This window comes from Chondrinema litorale (genome assembly GCF_026250525.1).
GTDB lineage: Bacteria > Bacteroidota > Bacteroidia > Cytophagales > Flammeovirgaceae > Chondrinema > Chondrinema litorale.
Genome location: NZ_CP111048.1, coordinates 146,517 through 164,127, shown reverse-complemented (window position 1 = coordinate 164,127; position 17,611 = coordinate 146,517). Strand labels below are relative to the sequence as shown.

12 protein-coding genes are annotated in these 17,611 nt (G+C 36.1%); all 12 read right to left on the bottom strand.

Annotated features, from left to right (window positions below; all coding sequences use genetic code 11):
• Positions 1 to 20: 20 nt before the first annotated feature.
• The 12 genes from OQ292_RS27910 to OQ292_RS27855 all read right to left on the bottom strand — a co-directional run bounded on the left by OQ292_RS27910 (position 21) and on the right by OQ292_RS27855 (position 17,392).
• Positions 21 to 965 (bottom strand): LysR substrate-binding domain-containing protein, encoded by a 945-nt coding sequence (locus OQ292_RS27910; protein ID WP_284687377.1) that lies wholly within the window; start codon positions 963 to 965, stop codon positions 21 to 23.
• Positions 966 to 1,159: 194 nt separating this feature from the next.
• Positions 1,160 to 2,851, bottom strand: coding sequence for a sodium:solute symporter family protein (locus OQ292_RS27905; RefSeq protein ID WP_284687376.1), 1,692 nt, complete (start codon positions 2,849 to 2,851; stop codon positions 1,160 to 1,162).
• 57 nt (positions 2,852 to 2,908) lie between these two features.
• Complete coding sequence (locus tag OQ292_RS27900) at positions 2,909 to 3,166, bottom strand: DUF4212 domain-containing protein (protein ID WP_284687375.1); 258 nt, start codon at positions 3,164 to 3,166, stop codon at positions 2,909 to 2,911.
• A gap of 50 nt (positions 3,167 to 3,216) precedes the next feature.
• Positions 3,217 to 4,533: a porin gene (locus OQ292_RS27895; RefSeq protein WP_284687374.1), complete on the bottom strand. Its 1,317-nt coding sequence runs from the start codon at positions 4,531 to 4,533 to the stop codon at positions 3,217 to 3,219.
• A 211-nt stretch (positions 4,534 to 4,744) separates the two neighbouring features.
• Entirely contained in the window at positions 4,745 to 5,089 is a 345-nt protein-coding gene (locus tag OQ292_RS27890; protein ID WP_284687373.1) for a hypothetical protein, read from the bottom strand.
• 88 nt (positions 5,090 to 5,177) lie between these two features.
• Entirely contained in the window at positions 5,178 to 6,458 is a 1,281-nt protein-coding gene (gene aceA, locus OQ292_RS27885; protein ID WP_284687372.1) for an isocitrate lyase, read from the bottom strand.
• Between the two features lie 229 nt (positions 6,459 to 6,687).
• Positions 6,688 to 8,301 carry a malate synthase A gene (gene aceB / locus OQ292_RS27880; RefSeq protein ID WP_284687371.1) on the bottom strand — a complete coding sequence of 538 codons (1,614 nt, stop codon included), beginning with the start codon at positions 8,299 to 8,301 and terminating at the stop codon, positions 6,688 to 6,690.
• Between the two features lie 201 nt (positions 8,302 to 8,502).
• Positions 8,503 to 9,921: a glycoside hydrolase family 28 protein gene (locus tag OQ292_RS27875; protein ID WP_284687370.1), complete on the bottom strand. Its 1,419-nt coding sequence runs from the start codon at positions 9,919 to 9,921 to the stop codon at positions 8,503 to 8,505.
• Positions 9,922 to 9,982: 61 nt separating this feature from the next.
• Complete coding sequence (locus OQ292_RS27870; protein WP_284687369.1) at positions 9,983 to 11,203, bottom strand: glycoside hydrolase family 88/105 protein; 1,221 nt, start codon at positions 11,201 to 11,203, stop codon at positions 9,983 to 9,985.
• A gap of 30 nt (positions 11,204 to 11,233) precedes the next feature.
• Positions 11,234 to 12,568, bottom strand: coding sequence for a pectate lyase family protein (locus OQ292_RS27865; RefSeq protein WP_284687568.1), 1,335 nt, complete (start codon positions 12,566 to 12,568; stop codon positions 11,234 to 11,236).
• A gap of 82 nt (positions 12,569 to 12,650) precedes the next feature.
• Positions 12,651 to 14,318 carry a RagB/SusD family nutrient uptake outer membrane protein gene (locus tag OQ292_RS27860; protein WP_284687567.1) on the bottom strand — a complete coding sequence of 556 codons (1,668 nt, stop codon included), beginning with the start codon at positions 14,316 to 14,318 and terminating at the stop codon, positions 12,651 to 12,653.
• A 44-nt stretch (positions 14,319 to 14,362) separates the two neighbouring features.
• Positions 14,363 to 17,392: a SusC/RagA family TonB-linked outer membrane protein gene (locus tag OQ292_RS27855; RefSeq protein WP_284687566.1), complete on the bottom strand. Its 3,030-nt coding sequence runs from the start codon at positions 17,390 to 17,392 to the stop codon at positions 14,363 to 14,365.
• Positions 17,393 to 17,611 lie beyond the last annotated feature (219 nt).

Sequence of the window (17,611 nt, the reverse complement as noted above, 5' to 3'; positions counted from 1 at the left end):
AAATAATGATGCTGAAAAAACTAAATTCTCACTTTAAAAAAATCATTCTTTTTACAGGTGAAAATATCAAACTCTAACTTAGAGTTTACAATGTTTGTAATGTCTTTAGCCAAAGTATCAATATAACCTAACTTGGCATAAGGTCGATAATACAACAGCTTAATCTCTCTTACTGGCACTGGTGTTTGAAAACTTCTCACCTTGTTTTTCCTTTCTGTCGATAAAGACTTATAGTATAATTCGGGTACAAGCGTAAGACCTCCAAATTTATCTGCCAGATTCATTAAGGTTTCGAATGAATGCGCTTCGAACTTAAGGTTTTTATAAAGAGTGGAGTTCTTTTCCAGTCTGCAAACTTCTACGCTCTGGTCTTGCGAACAATTTCCTTCTTCCAAAACCCAAAAATTAAAGTTTTTCATATTCTTCGGAAAAACATAATTTTTCTTTTCATCCAGATTGCCATAAATCAGAAGCGCCTCACTGTATAGTGTAATTTCTTCTAGATCATCGATATTACCCGGCGTTGTAAGAATTGCCATATCAATACCTCCAGATTTTAGTTTTCGCACAGCTTGTTCTTCTGAGCATTCTATAAAATCTAATTCTAGTAATGGGTAATTGTCGAGCAGTTCTTTTAAGATATGTGGCAATAAAGAATTAGCCACATTAGAGATAATGCCAATTTTTACCTTACCTTCCACTTTGTTATTAAGTGTGCATGAGATCTCTTTTAAGCGATTAGCATGATAAATTGCTTTTCGAGCTTCTGCAATTATTTGCTTGCCATAGTCTGTGGTAATTACAGGTTTGGTCTTTCTATCGAAGATAATAACTTCTAGTTCTTCTTCGAGTTTTTTAACCATGGCACTAAGGGTTGCTTGTGTAACCAAACAAGCTCCTGCAGCCTTGTTGAAATTTTTTAATTGATCAACGGCTATGATGTATTCTAATTGATGCAAGTTCATATTTACTAGTATTTAAGATAGCCTACGTCTATTGTAAATATAAAAATTTTAAATTGCATCTATTCTTTATTATACCTCAAATTGAGAATAGTACTATAAATTTTTTTTATAGGGTTGATTAAAAAAAAGAGATCGCCTTATAGCAATCTCTTTAAAAGTATTATGTTCAGAAAAAATTACTTGATAATTAATTATTAATGGTGAATAACCTCTTTAGATGCTCCTCTCGGATAGCGAATTTCTTCTACCATTTCCTGCACTTCGAATGGAGGTGGTGGAGTTAGAGAAGAAACTACAATGGAAACTATAAAATTAACTACCATTCCTACTGTGCCAATACCCTCAGGCGATATGCCTAAAAACCAGCTATCTGCTGCTTCCGGAGCATTATTAATAAATTTGAAATAAACGATATAGGCTAATGTAAATACCAAGCCGACAACCATTCCTGCTATAGCACCTTCTTTATTCATCCTTTTGTAGAAAATACCCAATACAATAGCCGGGAAGAAAGATGCTGCCGCCAAACCAAATGCAAATGCAACTACTTGAGCTACAAAACCCGGAGGATTGATACCAAAATATCCGGCAATTAAAACTGCTACACCAGCACCTATTCTAGCCCACATCAATTCTTTACCTTCTGTAATATCTGGTGCTATCTGCATTTTTATAAGGTCGTGAGAAACCGATGTTGAAATTACCAATAGCAAACCCGCCGCTGTTGAAAGCGCCGCCGCCAAACCACCTGCAGCTACCAAAGCAATTACCCAACTTGGCAATTGTGCAATTTCTGGATTTGCCAAAACCATAATGTCTCGGTCTATTATAAGTTCGTTTTGGTTGGCATCTCCTACATACTGAATTACGCCATCGTTGTTTTTATCATCAAAAGCGATTAAGCCAGTGTCTTCCCATTTGGTAAACCACTCTGGCATGGAAGTATACTCTTTATTACTTACTGTTTCAATTAAATTTGTACGTGCAAAAGCTGCAATTGCAGGAGCTGTAGTGTAAAGTACAGTGATAAAAATTAATGCATAACCAGCAGAGATACGAGCATCTTTTACTCTTGGAACTGTAAAAAAGCGAACGATTACGTGTGGTAGACCTGCTGTACCAATCATTAAAGCTGCGGTAATACAGAATACATCAATAATTGGTTTAGAACCTGATGTATAGGAAGCAAAGCCTAGTTCTTCGTGCAAGCCATCCAATTTATCTAAAAGGAAGGTTCCATCATCTAAAGTACCTATAAAACCCAATTGAGGAATAGGTGTATCTGTTAATTGAATTGCAATAAAGATAGCAGGAACCATGTAAGCAAAAATCAAAACACAAAACTGAGCTACTTGTGTATAGGTAATGCCTTTCATTCCACCTAATACTGCATAGAAAAATACGATTATCATCCCTATTACTACTCCCCACTCTACTTGTACTTCTAAAAAGCGAGAAAATACAACGCCAACTCCACGCATCTGACCAGCTACATAGGTAAAAGAAACGAAGATGGCACAAACTACGGCTACAGTACGAGCCACATTAGAATAGTATCTGTCTCCAATAAAATCAGGCACGGTAAACTTGCCAAACTTTCTTAGATAGGGAGCAAGCAACAAGGCTAGCAAAACATATCCGCCAGTCCAACCCATAAGGTAAACAGAGCCATCGTATCCCATAAATGAGATAATACCAGCCATAGAGATAAATGAAGCCGCAGACATCCAGTCGGCAGCAGTAGCCATACCATTAGCTACAGGTGGCACACCTCCGCCTGCCACATAAAAATCGTTTGTTGAAGAAGCCCTCGACCAGACAGCTATGCCTATGTAAAGCGCAAAGGTGATCCCAACAATTATATAGGTCCAAATTTGTACGTCCATTTTAAATTCTTTAGGGGGTTTTAATATTGTGTATAGTTTGTTTATTAAAGTCGTCCATTAAACTTCATCTACATCAAACTCTCTATCGAGTCTGTTCATCAGAATTACATAGACAAAAATCAACAACACAAATACATAAATCGACCCTTGTTGAGCAAACCAAAACCCAAGTTTAGCTCCTCCAAATTTGATAGTATTAACTGGTTCGGCAAATAAAATTCCCAGACCGTAAGAGGCCAGAAACCATACAACAAGTAGTATGGTGAGGTAAGAAACATTTTTTTTCCAATAGCGCTTACGCTGTTCTTTTTCCATATTCATATTATTTAATTGATGAAAGATTAAGATAGTTAATTTTTGGCATTTTACAGGTATACTGTAGCCTGTAAGGTAAGCTGATCTTTAGTTGGATCATCATCATTTCTGTTACCATCGGCATTGTATACTGGTCTGGTTGAATATTGTAAAGTGATTTTAGAATGATGACCTTCCAAAAATAGGTTCATTCCTAAATCAAACTGTCCTGATGAACTATTAAGGGCTTCAAAATTTTTATAGGTGTAAGCTCCAAATGGCTGTAAACGCATACCTTTATTCATTTTTGGTAAAGCATATCCAGCCTGTGCATAAAATATCTCGCCTGTTCCTATTGTAGGTTGCGTGTTACCACCGGTTTGTGCGATATTTAGAATACCTACATTTCTCAAATAATCGGGGCCAAAATCATAATTATAATACACTCCATAAAGTGTAATGGCTGATCCATTTTCTCCTATTGGTGTATCACAGAAAATATCTGCACTAAATAGATTGATGTTGTGGTTTTCTATGTCAACCAGTTCGCTTTCTGCACCAAGTATCGAACTTGCCGTTGCACTTGGGTGATAATGAAAACCAGCCCCTATATTTAATACTTTTTTTGTTCCTAAATAAGTACCTACTCTAAATGGTAATAGGTTCGATTCTTTATCCCAAAACTGATAGGCAGCATAACCTTGCAAAGCCCAACTATTATTAGCTGCATTTACAGCCACACCATCACCAGAAGGAGCTATTGCTCCATAATTTATCATATCTAAACTACTGGCAATACTATTAGAAGAAAAGGGCTTATTTAATGCCAAGTGATATTCAACTTTACCTAAATCACCTTTTGCATACATACCGATTTGTCTACCAAACTGATCTGTAGTTTCTATCAATGGCCAATTAAATATAGGAGCATCTATTGTTAAAAAAGATAGGGTACTTCCTTGAGATAATCGAGAAAGGCCATTCCAATAATGCAAACCTGAACCTATATACAGTTTTTTAGAAATTACTGTATATTCTACATAGGCATCGTGTAAAAACAAGTGTGGCTTTTTGCCGGGACCATATCCACCGTAAGAAGACGAGCCTCCGGGAACTCCACCATTTATATAAGATTGGTTATTAATACCCCAGTGAGAAAGAATAATAAACCTAGGAGCAATTTGTGCATAGGTTAAAAAACGAGAACGACGGATACCAATATCTGTACTAGTGTTTTCTGGAGTATTATTTACAATCGTGCCCGGATTATTATCTGTTACTTTGAGCCAAAATTGGCTCCATACCAAGAATCTTACATATTTAGATCCTTCATCGTTGAGATTGATCTTTAAACCAGAACCATAAATGTCTGATCCTTGAGCCTGCAATTTATTAAAACTAAAAAATAAACAAATTGTAAATGAAATAAGGAATAAGCGTATCATTTTAAGGTAAAAGAGTTTTTTACAAATGCCATAGATTTACCAGGTTCAGAAATTAAATTTCTGTTTAACAAGTAGACATAATTATTTCACTATAACAGCAATTTGGATAAACCAACTGTTAGTAATCTTTTACAATAAATAGACAGATAAAGGGCTAACCTGAACCCGCTATTATACTGTTGCCAATAAGATTACTTTTGAGATAAAAATGTCGGCTCGTAATGAATCTCAATCTCTTGTACATTACATAAGCCAAAGTGTGATTGATACCACACCACCGAGATGTATGCCTTGTATTAATAACGCCAGAAATGCTGGCATTGGTACTAAAATAGCTTTTGATTAAAAACTTAGATATGCTTAACGGGGTACATTCATCATACTGTTGATGTGGGCAGTATGATTGGGCTCTAAAAATAGAGCCTTTCTCTAGTTGTTGATAATGATAGTCGTGTTCTGCTTTTATAAAGCTGGTGAATACACGTAAAAATGGATTCATTAAATCTAATTATTTATTTATCTTCATATTTACTTGATATGAAGATACAAACAAATGTCTGTATCTTCATATAAAATTGTGATTTTTTTTAATGTACAAACTGCGCAGTTTCTGTACTACCTTCCATAGCAGTAGTAGAACTAGAGCCTTGTTGTACTATATTTTGTACTGCATCGAAATAACCAGTACCAACAAATGTCTGATGTTTAACTGCTTTGAAACCACTAGACTGCAAAGCAAATTCTCTCTCTTGAAGTTCAGAATAACCTGCCATACCTCTTTGCTTGTAAGCTAATGATAACTCGAACATAGAAGTATTTAAAGCATGGAAACCTGCCAGTGTAATAAACTGGAATTTATAGCCTAACTCAGCCAACTCTTCTCTAAATGTTTCCATCTCTTTTATGCTCAAATGAGCAGCCCAATTGAAAGATGGAGAGCAGTTATAAGCCAACATCTTACCCGGAAACTTCTCGTGGATTGCTTGAGCAAACTCACGCGCATAGCCAATATCTGGATTAGATGTTTCCATCCACAATAAGTCTGAATAAGGTGCATAAGCCAAGCCTCTGTCAATGCCTTGATCTATGCCGTTTTTCACGAAATAGAAACCTTCAGAACTTCTTTGTCCAGTAATAAATTTATGATCTCTATCGTCTACATCAGAAGTAATTAATGTAGCTGCATCCGCATCTGTTCTGGCAATAATTAATGTAGGCACATCACAAACGTCTGTTGCTAATCTGGCTGCTACTAATTTATTAATGGCTTCTTGTGTAGGTACTAAAACCTTTCCACCTAAATGGCCACATTTTTTCGCAGAAGACAATTGATCCTCAAAATGAACACCTGCTGCACCTGCTTCTATCATCCCCTTCATCAATTCGAAAGCATTTAGATTTCCACCAAAACCAGCTTCTGCATCTGCAACTATCGGTACCATCCAGTCGATGCTGTTGTCTCCGTTTAATGCATTAATCTGATCTCTTCGCATTAATGCATTATTAATTCTTTTAACTACCATAGGTACAGAATTGGCAGGATACAAAGACTGATCTGGATACATTTCGCCAGAAAGGTTTGCATCTGCTGCTACCTGCCAGCCACTTAAGTAAATTGCTTGTAAGCCAGCTGTAACTTCTTGTACTGCCTGATTGCCAGTAAGTGCACCAAGACCTGCAACAAAATCTTGACTTTTGAGGCGTTTCCAAAGTTTTTCGGCCCCCAATCTGGCAAGTGAATGTTCGATATGCACAGTTCCTCTTAAACTAATTACTTCTTTAGCAGTATAAGGTCTGGTGATACCTTCCCAGCGTGGATTGTTCTCCCAAGAAGTTTTCAAATCCATAATATTGGTGTTCTTTTCCATGATATTCAAAATAATTAATTGATAAAAGAATAAGGACTAAGGTGATTTTTAAAACATGGCAAAAGTTGATCAGTATCTTTTACCAAAAGATAAAAGCATTAGAGAATCACATGCTGCAGCTAAGTGATTATTTAAAGTGTATTTCTATTTAAAAGGCAATAAAGTATCAGGTATACTTTCGTATACAATTGATTTTGCTTTAAATGAATTGGTTTTCTAAATCAGAATTTTAGTCAATCAGGTAATAAGCTGGTAGTGTAAGAAATTCTTCGAACTCCTCATTTAACACTAACTTATCAAAAAGATCTGTTGCCTTGGAGAAGTGTCCATTCTCATAGATATCTTCTCCCACATAAGCTTTAATCTTTTCGAGCTCTTCTACTTTTAAAGATTCGTACAAGTCTCGGGTGATTTGTCTGCCATCTTCTAAAGTAGCCTGATTTTTAATCCATTGCCAGATTTGAGTTCGGGAGATTTCAGCAGTAGCAGCATCTTCCATTAGATGATAGATTGCCGCAGCACCATTTCCTCTTAGCCAACTTTCAATATAGAGAATGCCTACATTGATGTTGGTTCTCAAACCATTTTCTGTAATGGTGCCTTTTGCTGGTGTAACCAAATCTGCTTCGCTCACTTGCACATCTTCGCGCTTCTTATCAATCTGATTTCGATTTGGCATATATTCATCAAAAACTGCCATAGCTACTGGCACTAAACCGGGGTGTGCAACCCAAGTACCATCGTGACCATCTCTGGCTTCGCGAATTTTATCGTTGCGTACTTTCTCAATGGCTTTTTGGTTAGCTTCTTCATCATTCTTTATCGGAATTTGAGCAGCCATACCTCCCATTGCATGCACTTCTCTTTTGTGGCAAGTTTTAATTACCAATTGAGAGTAGGCTTTCATAAATGGAACCGTCATACCCACTTGGGCGCGATCTGGCAAAACAAAGCCCGGCTTATTTCGGAAGCGTTTGATATATGAGAAAATATAATCCCACCTGCCACAGTTCAATCCTGCCGAATGATCTTTCAATTCATACAAAATCTCATTGAGTTCGAAACTTGCCAAAATGGTCTCAATTAATACAGTTGCTTTTATTGATTTTTGAGGAATGCCCAATTCCTTTTGTACATATACAAAAACCTCATTCCATAATCTGGCTTCTTTGTGGCTTTCCATTTTTGGCAAATAGAAATACGGGCCACTGCCATTAGCCAATAAATATTTCGCATTATGGAAAAAATACAATCCAAAATCTACGAGTCCGGCACTCATGGGTTCGCCATGTATTAGTATGTGCTTTTCTGGTAAATGCCAACCTCTTGGGCGAACCATTAATACAGCGACTTCTTCGTTTAACTCATAAGATTTTCCCGTTTTCGGATGCACATAAGAAATCTCTTTTCTAATAGCATCTCTCAAATTGATTTGACCTTGAATGTTGTTTAACCAAGATGGCGAATTGCTGTCTTCAAAGTCTGCCATAAAAATCTTTGCTCCAGAATTTAAAGCATTGATTACCATTTTGCGATCAACTGGACCTGTAATTTCGACTCTTCGATCTTGCAAGTCTTCTGGAATTGGGGCGACTGTCCAGTCTCCTTCCCTAATACTTTTTGTTTCTGGAAGGAAGCCAGGCATCTTACCATTATCCAGATCAGTTTGTCTCAGTTCTCTGAGTCTCAGCAAGTCTTTGCGCTTATCATTGAAACGCAGATGTAGTGATAGTAAAAAACTGCAAGCTTCTTCCGTCAAAACATCGGCAAATTCATTTTTAAACTTACCTGTAATCTTCATTTGCTCTGGTGTTGCGTAGGTTTTGGCTGCTGCACTAATCATTATAGTATATTTTAAATTGTAACTTGATGCAAATATAGCGTAATTTTTCTTTTAGCGAAATTTCGCTAAATATTTTTCTTAAATTTTTTTTGCCCGAAAATCAGTTTTTGACCCATAAAAAACCCCTAATCGGCGAATTTGAGCCAAATAAGGGGATTTCACGTAACAACCTTAACCTATAAAAAAATTTATGAATCTCTTTTACTCCACAACTTCTGGAAGTGTTTCGCCATTAATTTTTACATTTTCGAACTTTAAACCTTCTACATTTGAGAGTTTGTAAGGCACCTTTACATCATCAATTGTACAATCTACCAGCCTTATATTTTCTATTGGCGACTCTTTATAAGCTTCTGCTAATACACCAATTTTACCACCGTGTTTTACAGTGAGGTTTTTAACTTCTATGTTTCTCACTGTTGGCATATATTCTCCCGGATCTTCGTAAAACATGTTTACTCTTACGACTTGCTCTTTTACTTGCCCAACTTCTACGTTTCTCATAAAGATGTTTTCAATAACTCCTCCTCTTTTAGACGAAGTCTTTATTCTCAAAACACGATCTAACTCAGGACTGTCCATTTTACAGTTTTCGGCAAATACATTTTTTACTCCACCAGATGCCTCACTACCAATTACCACACCACCATGCCCATTTGCCATTTGGCAATTTTGAATGATAATATTTTCACTAGCCACATTTACTCTTCTACCATCTTCATTTCTTCCAGATTTTATAGCGATACAATCATCACCTGTGTTAAAGAAGCAATTTTTAATAAGTACATTCTTACAAGACTCTGGATCACAACCATCTGAATTAGGTCCTTGGCTCTCTACAGTTACTCCTTTTATAGTTACATTGGTACACAATACCGGATTTAACACCCACATTGGTGAGTTTTGTATTTTTATTCCTTCAATTAAAACATTCTTGCACTTATAAGGCTGCACAAATTGAGGTCTCAAATAAAAACCATCGCCAAAAACTCTATCTTCTACAGGAACTCCTTCTTTACCCAATGCCATCAATTTATCTTTATTTCCGGCAGAAAGTTGGCTCGGTTCACCTTCAACATAACCATAATCTTTTCTACCTTTCCATTTCCACCAATTGTCGGCAGTTGCTTGTCCGTCTAATGTGCCTTCTCCAGTAACAGCGATGTTTTCGGCTTCGTAGGCATAAACCAAAGAAGAATAATTCATCAGTTCAACACCCTCCCAGCGAGTGTAAACTACTGGCATATACGCTTTCGGGTCTGTAGAAAATAAGATGGTAGCATCTTTTTCTAAATGGAGGTTTACATTACTTTTGAGATGAATGGCTCCTGAAAAATATTTACCAGCAGGTACAACTACTTTTCCTCCTCCTTCTTCACTACATTTTGTAATCGCAGTATTAATGGCTTCGGTACAGTCTATGGTTCCATCTGCCACAGCTCCAAAATCTGTAACCAAATAGGTTTTATCTGGAAATTCTGGAACCTTAATTTCGTCAAGAATGGCTTCTAACTGTTTCCAGTTGTCAGGCTCCTCTTCTTTAGGATAATTAGCTTTGTTACATGCAAATACACCAAGGCAGATGATGCAACAGAATATATTAAATGTAGAACGATTCATATCAAAGATTTAAAAAGCAACACACTTAAAATATCAAGCATGTTGCTATAACTCTATTAACTTATTTATTTAATTCTAAACTTGCTTGAATAAATGGACCTGTCGCTTTAGGGTCGTTGCTTCTTTTTGGTTCATTTACATAGTATTCGTATGTGCCGCTTCTGTTTCCATCTCCACCTAAACCTGCTACCGCACAAACATTATGAATATGTACTTCGCCATTGTCTTCATTTACTTCTACAAATTCGTTTAAAACTCCTTCGTAACCTTTTTCTGCAACTTTTATATACTTTTTATCTAAGTATCCTTTGTTAACTCCTTTAGCAATGGCATATACAAACATACAAGAGCCTGATGCTTCTAAATAATTGCCTTTTTTATCTCCTTGGTCTAATACCTGATACCACACACCACTTTCACTGTCTTGATATTTTTCTACTGCTTCAATAGTTCTATTTAATATAGTGATTAACTCTGCTCTTTGAGGATGATCTGCCGGAAAATAATCTAATACATCTACCAAAGCCATTGCATACCAACCCATTGCTCTGCCCCAAAAATTTAAAGATTTTCCTGTTTTGTCGTTAGACCAGTCTTGTAGGTGGCTCTCATCCCAACCGTGGTATAACAAACCAGTTTTTTCATCTCTGGTGTATTTTTCAATCAGAATAAATTGCTTAGCAATATCGTCGAAAGCTTCGGTTTCATTGTTTATTTTGGCATACTCTGCATAAAAAGGAGAGCCCATATAAAGTCCATCTAACCACATTTGCCATGGATATCTGAGTTTATGCCAAAAACCTCCTTCTTTGGTTCTGGGTTGCCATTTTAATTGCTCTCTTAATGTTTCTATAGCAATTTTATATTTCTCTTCTTTTGTTTCATTATAAACTTTAAAGAGAATTCTGCCCGGGTTTATTCTGTCGATATTAAAATCGGTGATATTGTAAGTAGCAATTTCGCCTTTAGCATCTATCATTTCGTCTGCATACTTCTCCACATATTGCTGATAGCTTTTGTCTTTGGTAACATTGCTCAGTTTTTCAATTGATTTTAAAACCAATCCCTGAGTGTATTCCCATTTAGGAGTCTCTCTAAAATCCAATTGTAGCGGACTCGGGTTTCTCATCATAATGGAAAGAGCCATCCGTTCAGACCATTTTTTGTCTTTAGGTATTTCACGAATTACTTCATTCTTGAATCCTGTAAATACCCATAACATTGGCAGCGTTACAAGCAAAACAAGTATCGTAATTCTGAATTTTTTGTGTGGTAACAGCATATATTTGCAATATTTTTAATCCCCTTTTATTTAGGGAATAGGATTTACAATACTATTTAAATACTCTTCTACATTGGTGTAATTTTCACTAAGTGTATATAGCGATGCATCAGACGCATCACTTTTGTTTAGTCCGTTTACTTTTTCCCAGTTGTCTGGCATGCCATCATGATCGGTATCTAATTGAGCTGGTTGAGAAGTGAGTTTAGGCCAAGCACCTACTTCTTCCTGCGAATTAATAATGCCATCTTTAAGCTCACCATAATGAGCAGTGCCATTTGTTACTTCTTCAATTATTCGCTTATCAATATCATCTCTATTTAAAGAACAACCACTGTATGCAAGTACAAGCTTGTAAGCTTCTTTTGCAGACTGAAAATCAATATCAATGGTATTAAATTCGGTTGTAACTTTTGCCTTTGTTGGCTCTTCACAATCTACACCTTCCCAGTTATTGGCACTTACATTTGGATAATTCTCCATAAAATTCCCTTTCAGATAAAAATTACCATAGGGTTCAAATGGATTTAGAATTCTTTTACTCACCGATTTTTTGGTGGCTGGCCCAGATTTATAGTAATTGTTTACCAGATTATAATTTCCCTCTTCACCTCCATAAGAGCTGTTAGATTTCCAATTATAGATTACATTGTTTCTAAAATCTGCCAGCTCAGCTTCTGGCTTTTTATGGTAGCGAGCTCCTTGAAACCTTGGATTTCTACTTTTATGATGAGCCAATAAATTGTGGTGAAAAGTTGCTTGCATACCACCCCAAATACCACCATAACCATGTTCTCCTTTACTATGCACAGATTTATTTAAGCTTTCTGAAATAATACTCCATTGCATAGTGAAGTTGGTATTGTCGTAAAAAGAAGCACATTCGTCTGTAGACCAACTTACCGAACAGTGATCTACAATTACATTATTTACTTTGTTGGCCTTAAAAGCATCATCTTCAATTTTAGAAACATCGCCTAATCGAAAGCGCATGTATCTAATAATTACATTGTTAGCTTTAATTACCATCGGATAATCTCTAATGCAAATTCCATCGCCAGGAGCAGTTTGACCTGTAATGGTGAGATCGCTGTTTTTAATTTCTAGTCTAGATTTTAATTGAATATTGCCAGAAATTGCAAAAGTAATAATACGCGCTCCTTTAGCTTGAATGGCTTCTCTAAAACTTCCTGGACCTGAATCATTTAGGTTGGTAACTATCCATACTTTTCCGCCTCTACCTCCAGATGCATATTTGCCATAACCTTCTGCTCCGGGAAATGCAATCGCTTTTTCCGGGGGACTAACAACTGGTGTGTTGCAGCTAAACTTTAAAAAAAACACCAACAACCAGATTACTTTCATTTGGAGCGTTTATCGTCTGTTTTATAATTTTAATTATGCAAGCAATTAGCTTTTATACCAATTGCTTGCTGTTACATCTTAATTAATATCCTGGGTTTTGAGCGTATTCTGCTTCGTTTAAATCTAATGCAGATTGAGGAATAGGTCTTAGTGTTTTTAATTCACCATCTGTTCCTTGAAATGGATTTACACCTTGAGTAAAGTATACTTTAACATCTCTATTATAAAGCTCAGTTCTCTCTACTAATTTGCCTGTACGTTTCAAATCGAACCAACGGTGATACTCACCAACCAACTCTCTTGCTCTTTCGTCTAAGATAAAGTCGAGGTCTACATCTGCTCCTGAAATTTGCATAGCTGCTTCTTCACCTTCTACTGCTGCTCTTGTTCTCACTACGTTTATCATCTCAGCAGCTTTATCTGCTTGGCCAAGTTGTAAATACGCTTCTGCTGCAATAAGGTAAGTTTCACCTAATCGAGCCAAGAAGAAATCTCTATTGCTACTACCACTACCAGAGAAACTTGCTGTAGGATCATCAAACTTCTTTACGATTGGTGTACCACCATCAAAAGTTGTTTGGTTAGATGCTTGCCACTCTATAGAGTAAGGAACAATTACTGCATCTGTTCTAGTTGCAGGATTTGCAGCTCTCCATGCTGTAGTATCTGACAATGCCCACTCAGGCGCATAATAGTATTGTACATTTAGCTCTGCTAACTCATCATTTTTATCGTAGTAGTCGTAGTATCTCTCAAAATATTCTACCATAAAAGTTCCTTCGAATCTTGCATCATTTTCTGTAAATGCATCAAATAAATACATAGTTGGGCAAAGTGTGTATGAGCGATAAGGATATCCGTAAAGTGCACCTTCACCACCAAGATATGGACCGAAATAATAGTTTTGTGTGTTACCATCGTCTGTAGCATCTTCGATAGAAGCTTCGTCAAATTGGATAGAGAAAAGAATCTCTTCGTTTTCCTCATTACCAGGCCAGAATAACTCATCGAAGCTAAGATTTAAACCCTGACCTTCAATAGCTGCTTCTGCAAAACTTGCTGCATTTGAAAAATCGCTAGATTCTCCAAAAGTCTCATAACCTCTTGTAAGATAAACTTTTGATAAAAAGTGACGAATTACTCTTTTGTCTACTCTACCAAATTCAGTTGAAGATTCTGGAACTAAATCCAAAGCCTCTGTCATATCTTGTAGAATAAAATCGTATACCTCAGCCGCCGTGTTTCTATTAAATTCTGTTACTGCTTCTTCAATAAACTCATCAACAATGCTTACTCCGCCGTAAGTTTGAACCATTAAGAAATAGTAAAAACCACGTAAGAACTTAACTTCACCTAATCTAGCTTCTAAAGTAGTTGCATCTTCGGTTTTATCATTATAATAAATCGCAGTATTACAAGACTGAATAGCACTGTACAAATCAGAATAAAAGTTTTGAACTATACCATCGCTCGCAATTAAATTTCTGTATTCACTTAACCCTTCTGGCTGATCGTTACGACCTTCAACATACATATCTGTACCAGCACAAAACATATAAGCTCTATCACCATCTCCTGTGTAAACTGTTCTAAGCGAACCATATACACTGTTTACTAAACTTTCGTATCCTGAAGCTGTTGAATAAAATTCAGACGCTACAATGTTTCCAGGATTTTCCTCTTCCAGATAATCCTGGCAGCTTGAGAATGTGAGTAAAAGTATTCCGGTTAATATTATTAGTTTTTTCATTTTCTTGTTTTTTAATATTTAATCCATTTCACTGTTATCACCTATTAAAATTTGATGTTTGTACCAAACTGATATACTACAGAGCTGTTACCACCATTACCAAAGCTTGCTCCTGCATATTCTGGGTCAAAGCCATCATAATCTGTGAAGACAAAAGGATTTAATATGTTCATGTAAACTCTCATACTCTTTAGATGAAGTTTGTCTAAAGCAGTATTAGGAAGTGTATAACCAACTAAAATATTCTGGATTTTTGTAAATGATGCATCTTTATATGCACCAACTCCAGTCTCACCTCTCCAGTAAGGACCCATATTTTTAGGTTGTGGATATTCGTTTGAAGCTCTAGTTGGAGTAACTAAATTTTCTGGCATGTAGTAATTTACATTTAATTTAGCTCTACCTCTATCGTCTAGGTTAGTAAATTCGTTATGGAATCCACTAAAAACTTGCACATCTTGCTTGGTGAATAAGGTAGCTGATACATCAAAGTTTTTGTATCTTACTGTAGTGCTAATACCACCCATCCAACTTGGGTCTGGAGTACCGATAATCTGGCGGTCGTCACCATCTATTAAACCATTATTGTCGATATCTTTTACTTTAGCTTGGCCTGGAGACTGTCCATATTCTTCTGCTAAGTCTGCTTCACTTTCTTGCCAGATACCATCGAACACATAAGTGTAGTTTACATTTACATTCTCACCAATAAACCATTTGTTACCCACTAAGTCTTCTTTTTTATCGAAAAGCTCTACAATCTCATTGGTGTTTTTAGTAAAGTTAAATGAGGTTTCCCAGCTAAAGTTAGGTGTAGAAATATTGATAGTTCTTAGCATTAATTCAACACCTTTGTTTCTTACAGAACCTACGTTATCTGTTACAGACCCCCAACCAGTTTCAATTGGTAGCTCTCTTCCTATTAAAAGATCTTTAGAAAGTCTGTTATAAACATCTACTGAACCCATAATTCTACCAGCAAGAATGTCGTAATCGAAACCGAAGTTTAATTCACCTGTTCTTTCCCAAGAAAGACTTCTATTAGCTATACCACTTAAAGAAGAACCTTTTGCTAAAGTACCACCAAAATCGTAGTAGGTAGTTCCACTAGCCAATGCTTGTGTTGAATATGCATTTACATTGTTATTACCAGTAAATCCATAACTTACTCTCAGTTTCAATTCTGAAATTACATTAGATGTAGCCAAGAAAGGCTCTTCTGAAATTCTCCAAGCCACCGCTGCTGATGGGAATGAAGCCCACTTGTAACCTTCTGAAAGTACTGAAGAACCATCCCATCTGTTTGATAATGTAACCAAGTATTTATCTTTCCAACCGTAGTTTACTCTAAAAGCATAAGACATTAAAGTTGTTTTGCTAAAACTACTTGCTACAGTTTGTATATTGGCTGCTGTACCTAAATTGTAATAGGAAGAATTAAATGGAAGATCAGTTACATCAATCTCATTACCTTCGTATTGGGTATAATAGAAACTTTGTACACCCATTACAGTTAAACTGTGATCGTTTAGGTTTTTAGTTGCGGTAATTTGGTTATCCCAAGTATATTGTAAATCTAATCCGTTTTGAAGGTTAGCTGCTGGATCTTCAAATTTTCTCTTATCTGTCATAGAACCCCAATAGCGACCTCTTCTATTAGACTTGAAACTTGGAGAGAAAGTAGATTTCAAATCAATTCCTTTGATTGGTGAGAACTGTAAATATAAGTTACCTACACCGTAGATATTTCTAGTATTGTCAGATCCATCTTCAATATCTACCAATGGGTTTACAGAACTTGTAAAAGAGATACCAGCATATTTTGCAGGCTGAATTAACAATGCACCAGTACTGTCATAAGGAGAAACTAGTGGAGACATACGGAAAGCATTGGTAATAGCAGTGTTGCTACCTAATTCTCTTTCTGATAATGAAAGGTTGATGTTCATCCCCGCAGTCCATTTATCACTAATTTTATGGTTTATATTACCTTTAAAGTTATATCTTCTGTACTCTTCTTTTGCCAAGTTACCTTTTTCTTCCTGATAACCAGCTCCGATTACATAAGACATTCTTCCATTGTTACCAGCAACTGATAGAAAGTGATTTTGCTGTGTACCAGTTCTCGTTACTAAATCTATCCAATCTGTATAATCTTTGTTGGCTACTCTTTGTGCTAAAAGATCACTGTTTGCTATACCACCGATTGTTTCATCGTAATCGGTATCTCCTGATTGTAATAAACCAGTGATGTAGGCATTTTGTCTAAACTCCCACCATTCGTCACCGTTCATAAAGTCTGGCATACGTGCTATTTGTCTTACACCATAGTATCCATCATAAGAAATAGTAGCTTTTCCTTCTTTTACACCGTTACCGCCTTTAGTAGTTACGATTACAACACCATTGGTACCTCTAGAACCATAAATCGCAGTTGAAGAAGCATCTTTCAAAACATCTATTCTTTCAATATCCTGCGGGTTAAGGAAATCGATACCATCTGTAACAACACCATCTACTACATATAATGGGTCTTTTGCACTTAAGGAGTTTTGGCCACGAATCTGAATGGAGAAGCCAGAACCAGCACGACCAGAACTTTGGCTTATGTTTACACCTGCCAATTTACCTTGCACTGCTTGTACTGCACTTGTAGAACCGACCTTTGCAATATCTTTAGACTCTATACTAGAAACAGAACCTGTAATATCTGTCTTTTTCACTGTACCATAACCTACTACAATTACTTCTTCTAATTCTTCTAAATCTGGAAGAAGTTGAACATCTATAGTAGTTGCATTACCAACTTCTATTTCCTGAGTTTCAAAACCTATATAACTAAACTGTAATACATCACCCTGATTGGCCCTAACCGAATAATTACCATTTAAATCTGTTACTGAACCAACAGTAGTACCTTTAACTAATACACTTACGCCCGGTAGCAATTCGCCTCCTTCACTTGAGGCTACTGTACCTTTAACAATATCTTGTGCGTAAAGTTGAGATGTGACAAAAAAGGAGAGAAGAAATATTGGAATACCCAATACTCTTTTACAAAGTAGTAATTTCATTTTCATTTCTTTTTATTTTAGTTAATGAGTGTATGCGAACATAAATGAATTTCTAAAAATTGTTTATTCATTTTTTATCATTCATGTAGCATTTTTTTAAGACTGTATTATTATTCTGCTATAATTTTATTAACCAAAATTTATATGTAATCAATTCTTATTTTCATGGAATTTTATTCTACCAAAACTATAGCAAGTCTCTCTAATGATAGATGATGC

Bases quoted from the DNA above. Each gene is read 5' to 3' on its own strand.
- OQ292_RS27905 (WP_284687376.1), bottom strand. From the start codon at position 2,851: ATGGACGTACAAATTTGGACCTATATAATTGTTGGGATCACCTTTGCG.
- OQ292_RS27890 (WP_284687373.1), bottom strand. From the start codon at position 5,089: ATGAATCCATTTTTACGTGTATTCACCAGCTTTATAAAAGCAGAACAC.
- aceB (WP_284687371.1), bottom strand. From the start codon at position 8,301: ATGATTAGTGCAGCAGCCAAAACCTACGCAACACCAGAGCAAATGAAG.
- OQ292_RS27910 (WP_284687377.1), bottom strand. From the start codon at position 965: ATGAACTTGCATCAATTAGAATACATCATAGCCGTTGATCAATTAAAA.
- OQ292_RS27875 (WP_284687370.1), bottom strand. From the start codon at position 9,921: ATGAATCGTTCTACATTTAATATATTCTGTTGCATCATCTGCCTTGGT.
- OQ292_RS27855 (WP_284687566.1), bottom strand. From the start codon at position 17,392: ATGAAATTACTACTTTGTAAAAGAGTATTGGGTATTCCAATATTTCTT.
- OQ292_RS27865 (WP_284687568.1), bottom strand. From the start codon at position 12,568: ATGAAAGTAATCTGGTTGTTGGTGTTTTTTTTAAAGTTTAGCTGCAAC.
- OQ292_RS27900 (WP_284687375.1), bottom strand. From the start codon at position 3,166: ATGGAAAAAGAACAGCGTAAGCGCTATTGGAAAAAAAATGTTTCTTAC.
- OQ292_RS27860 (WP_284687567.1), bottom strand. From the start codon at position 14,318: ATGAAAAAACTAATAATATTAACCGGAATACTTTTACTCACATTCTCA.
- OQ292_RS27870 (WP_284687369.1), bottom strand. From the start codon at position 11,203: ATGCTGTTACCACACAAAAAATTCAGAATTACGATACTTGTTTTGCTT.
- aceA (WP_284687372.1), bottom strand. From the start codon at position 6,458: ATGGAAAAGAACACCAATATTATGGATTTGAAAACTTCTTGGGAGAAC.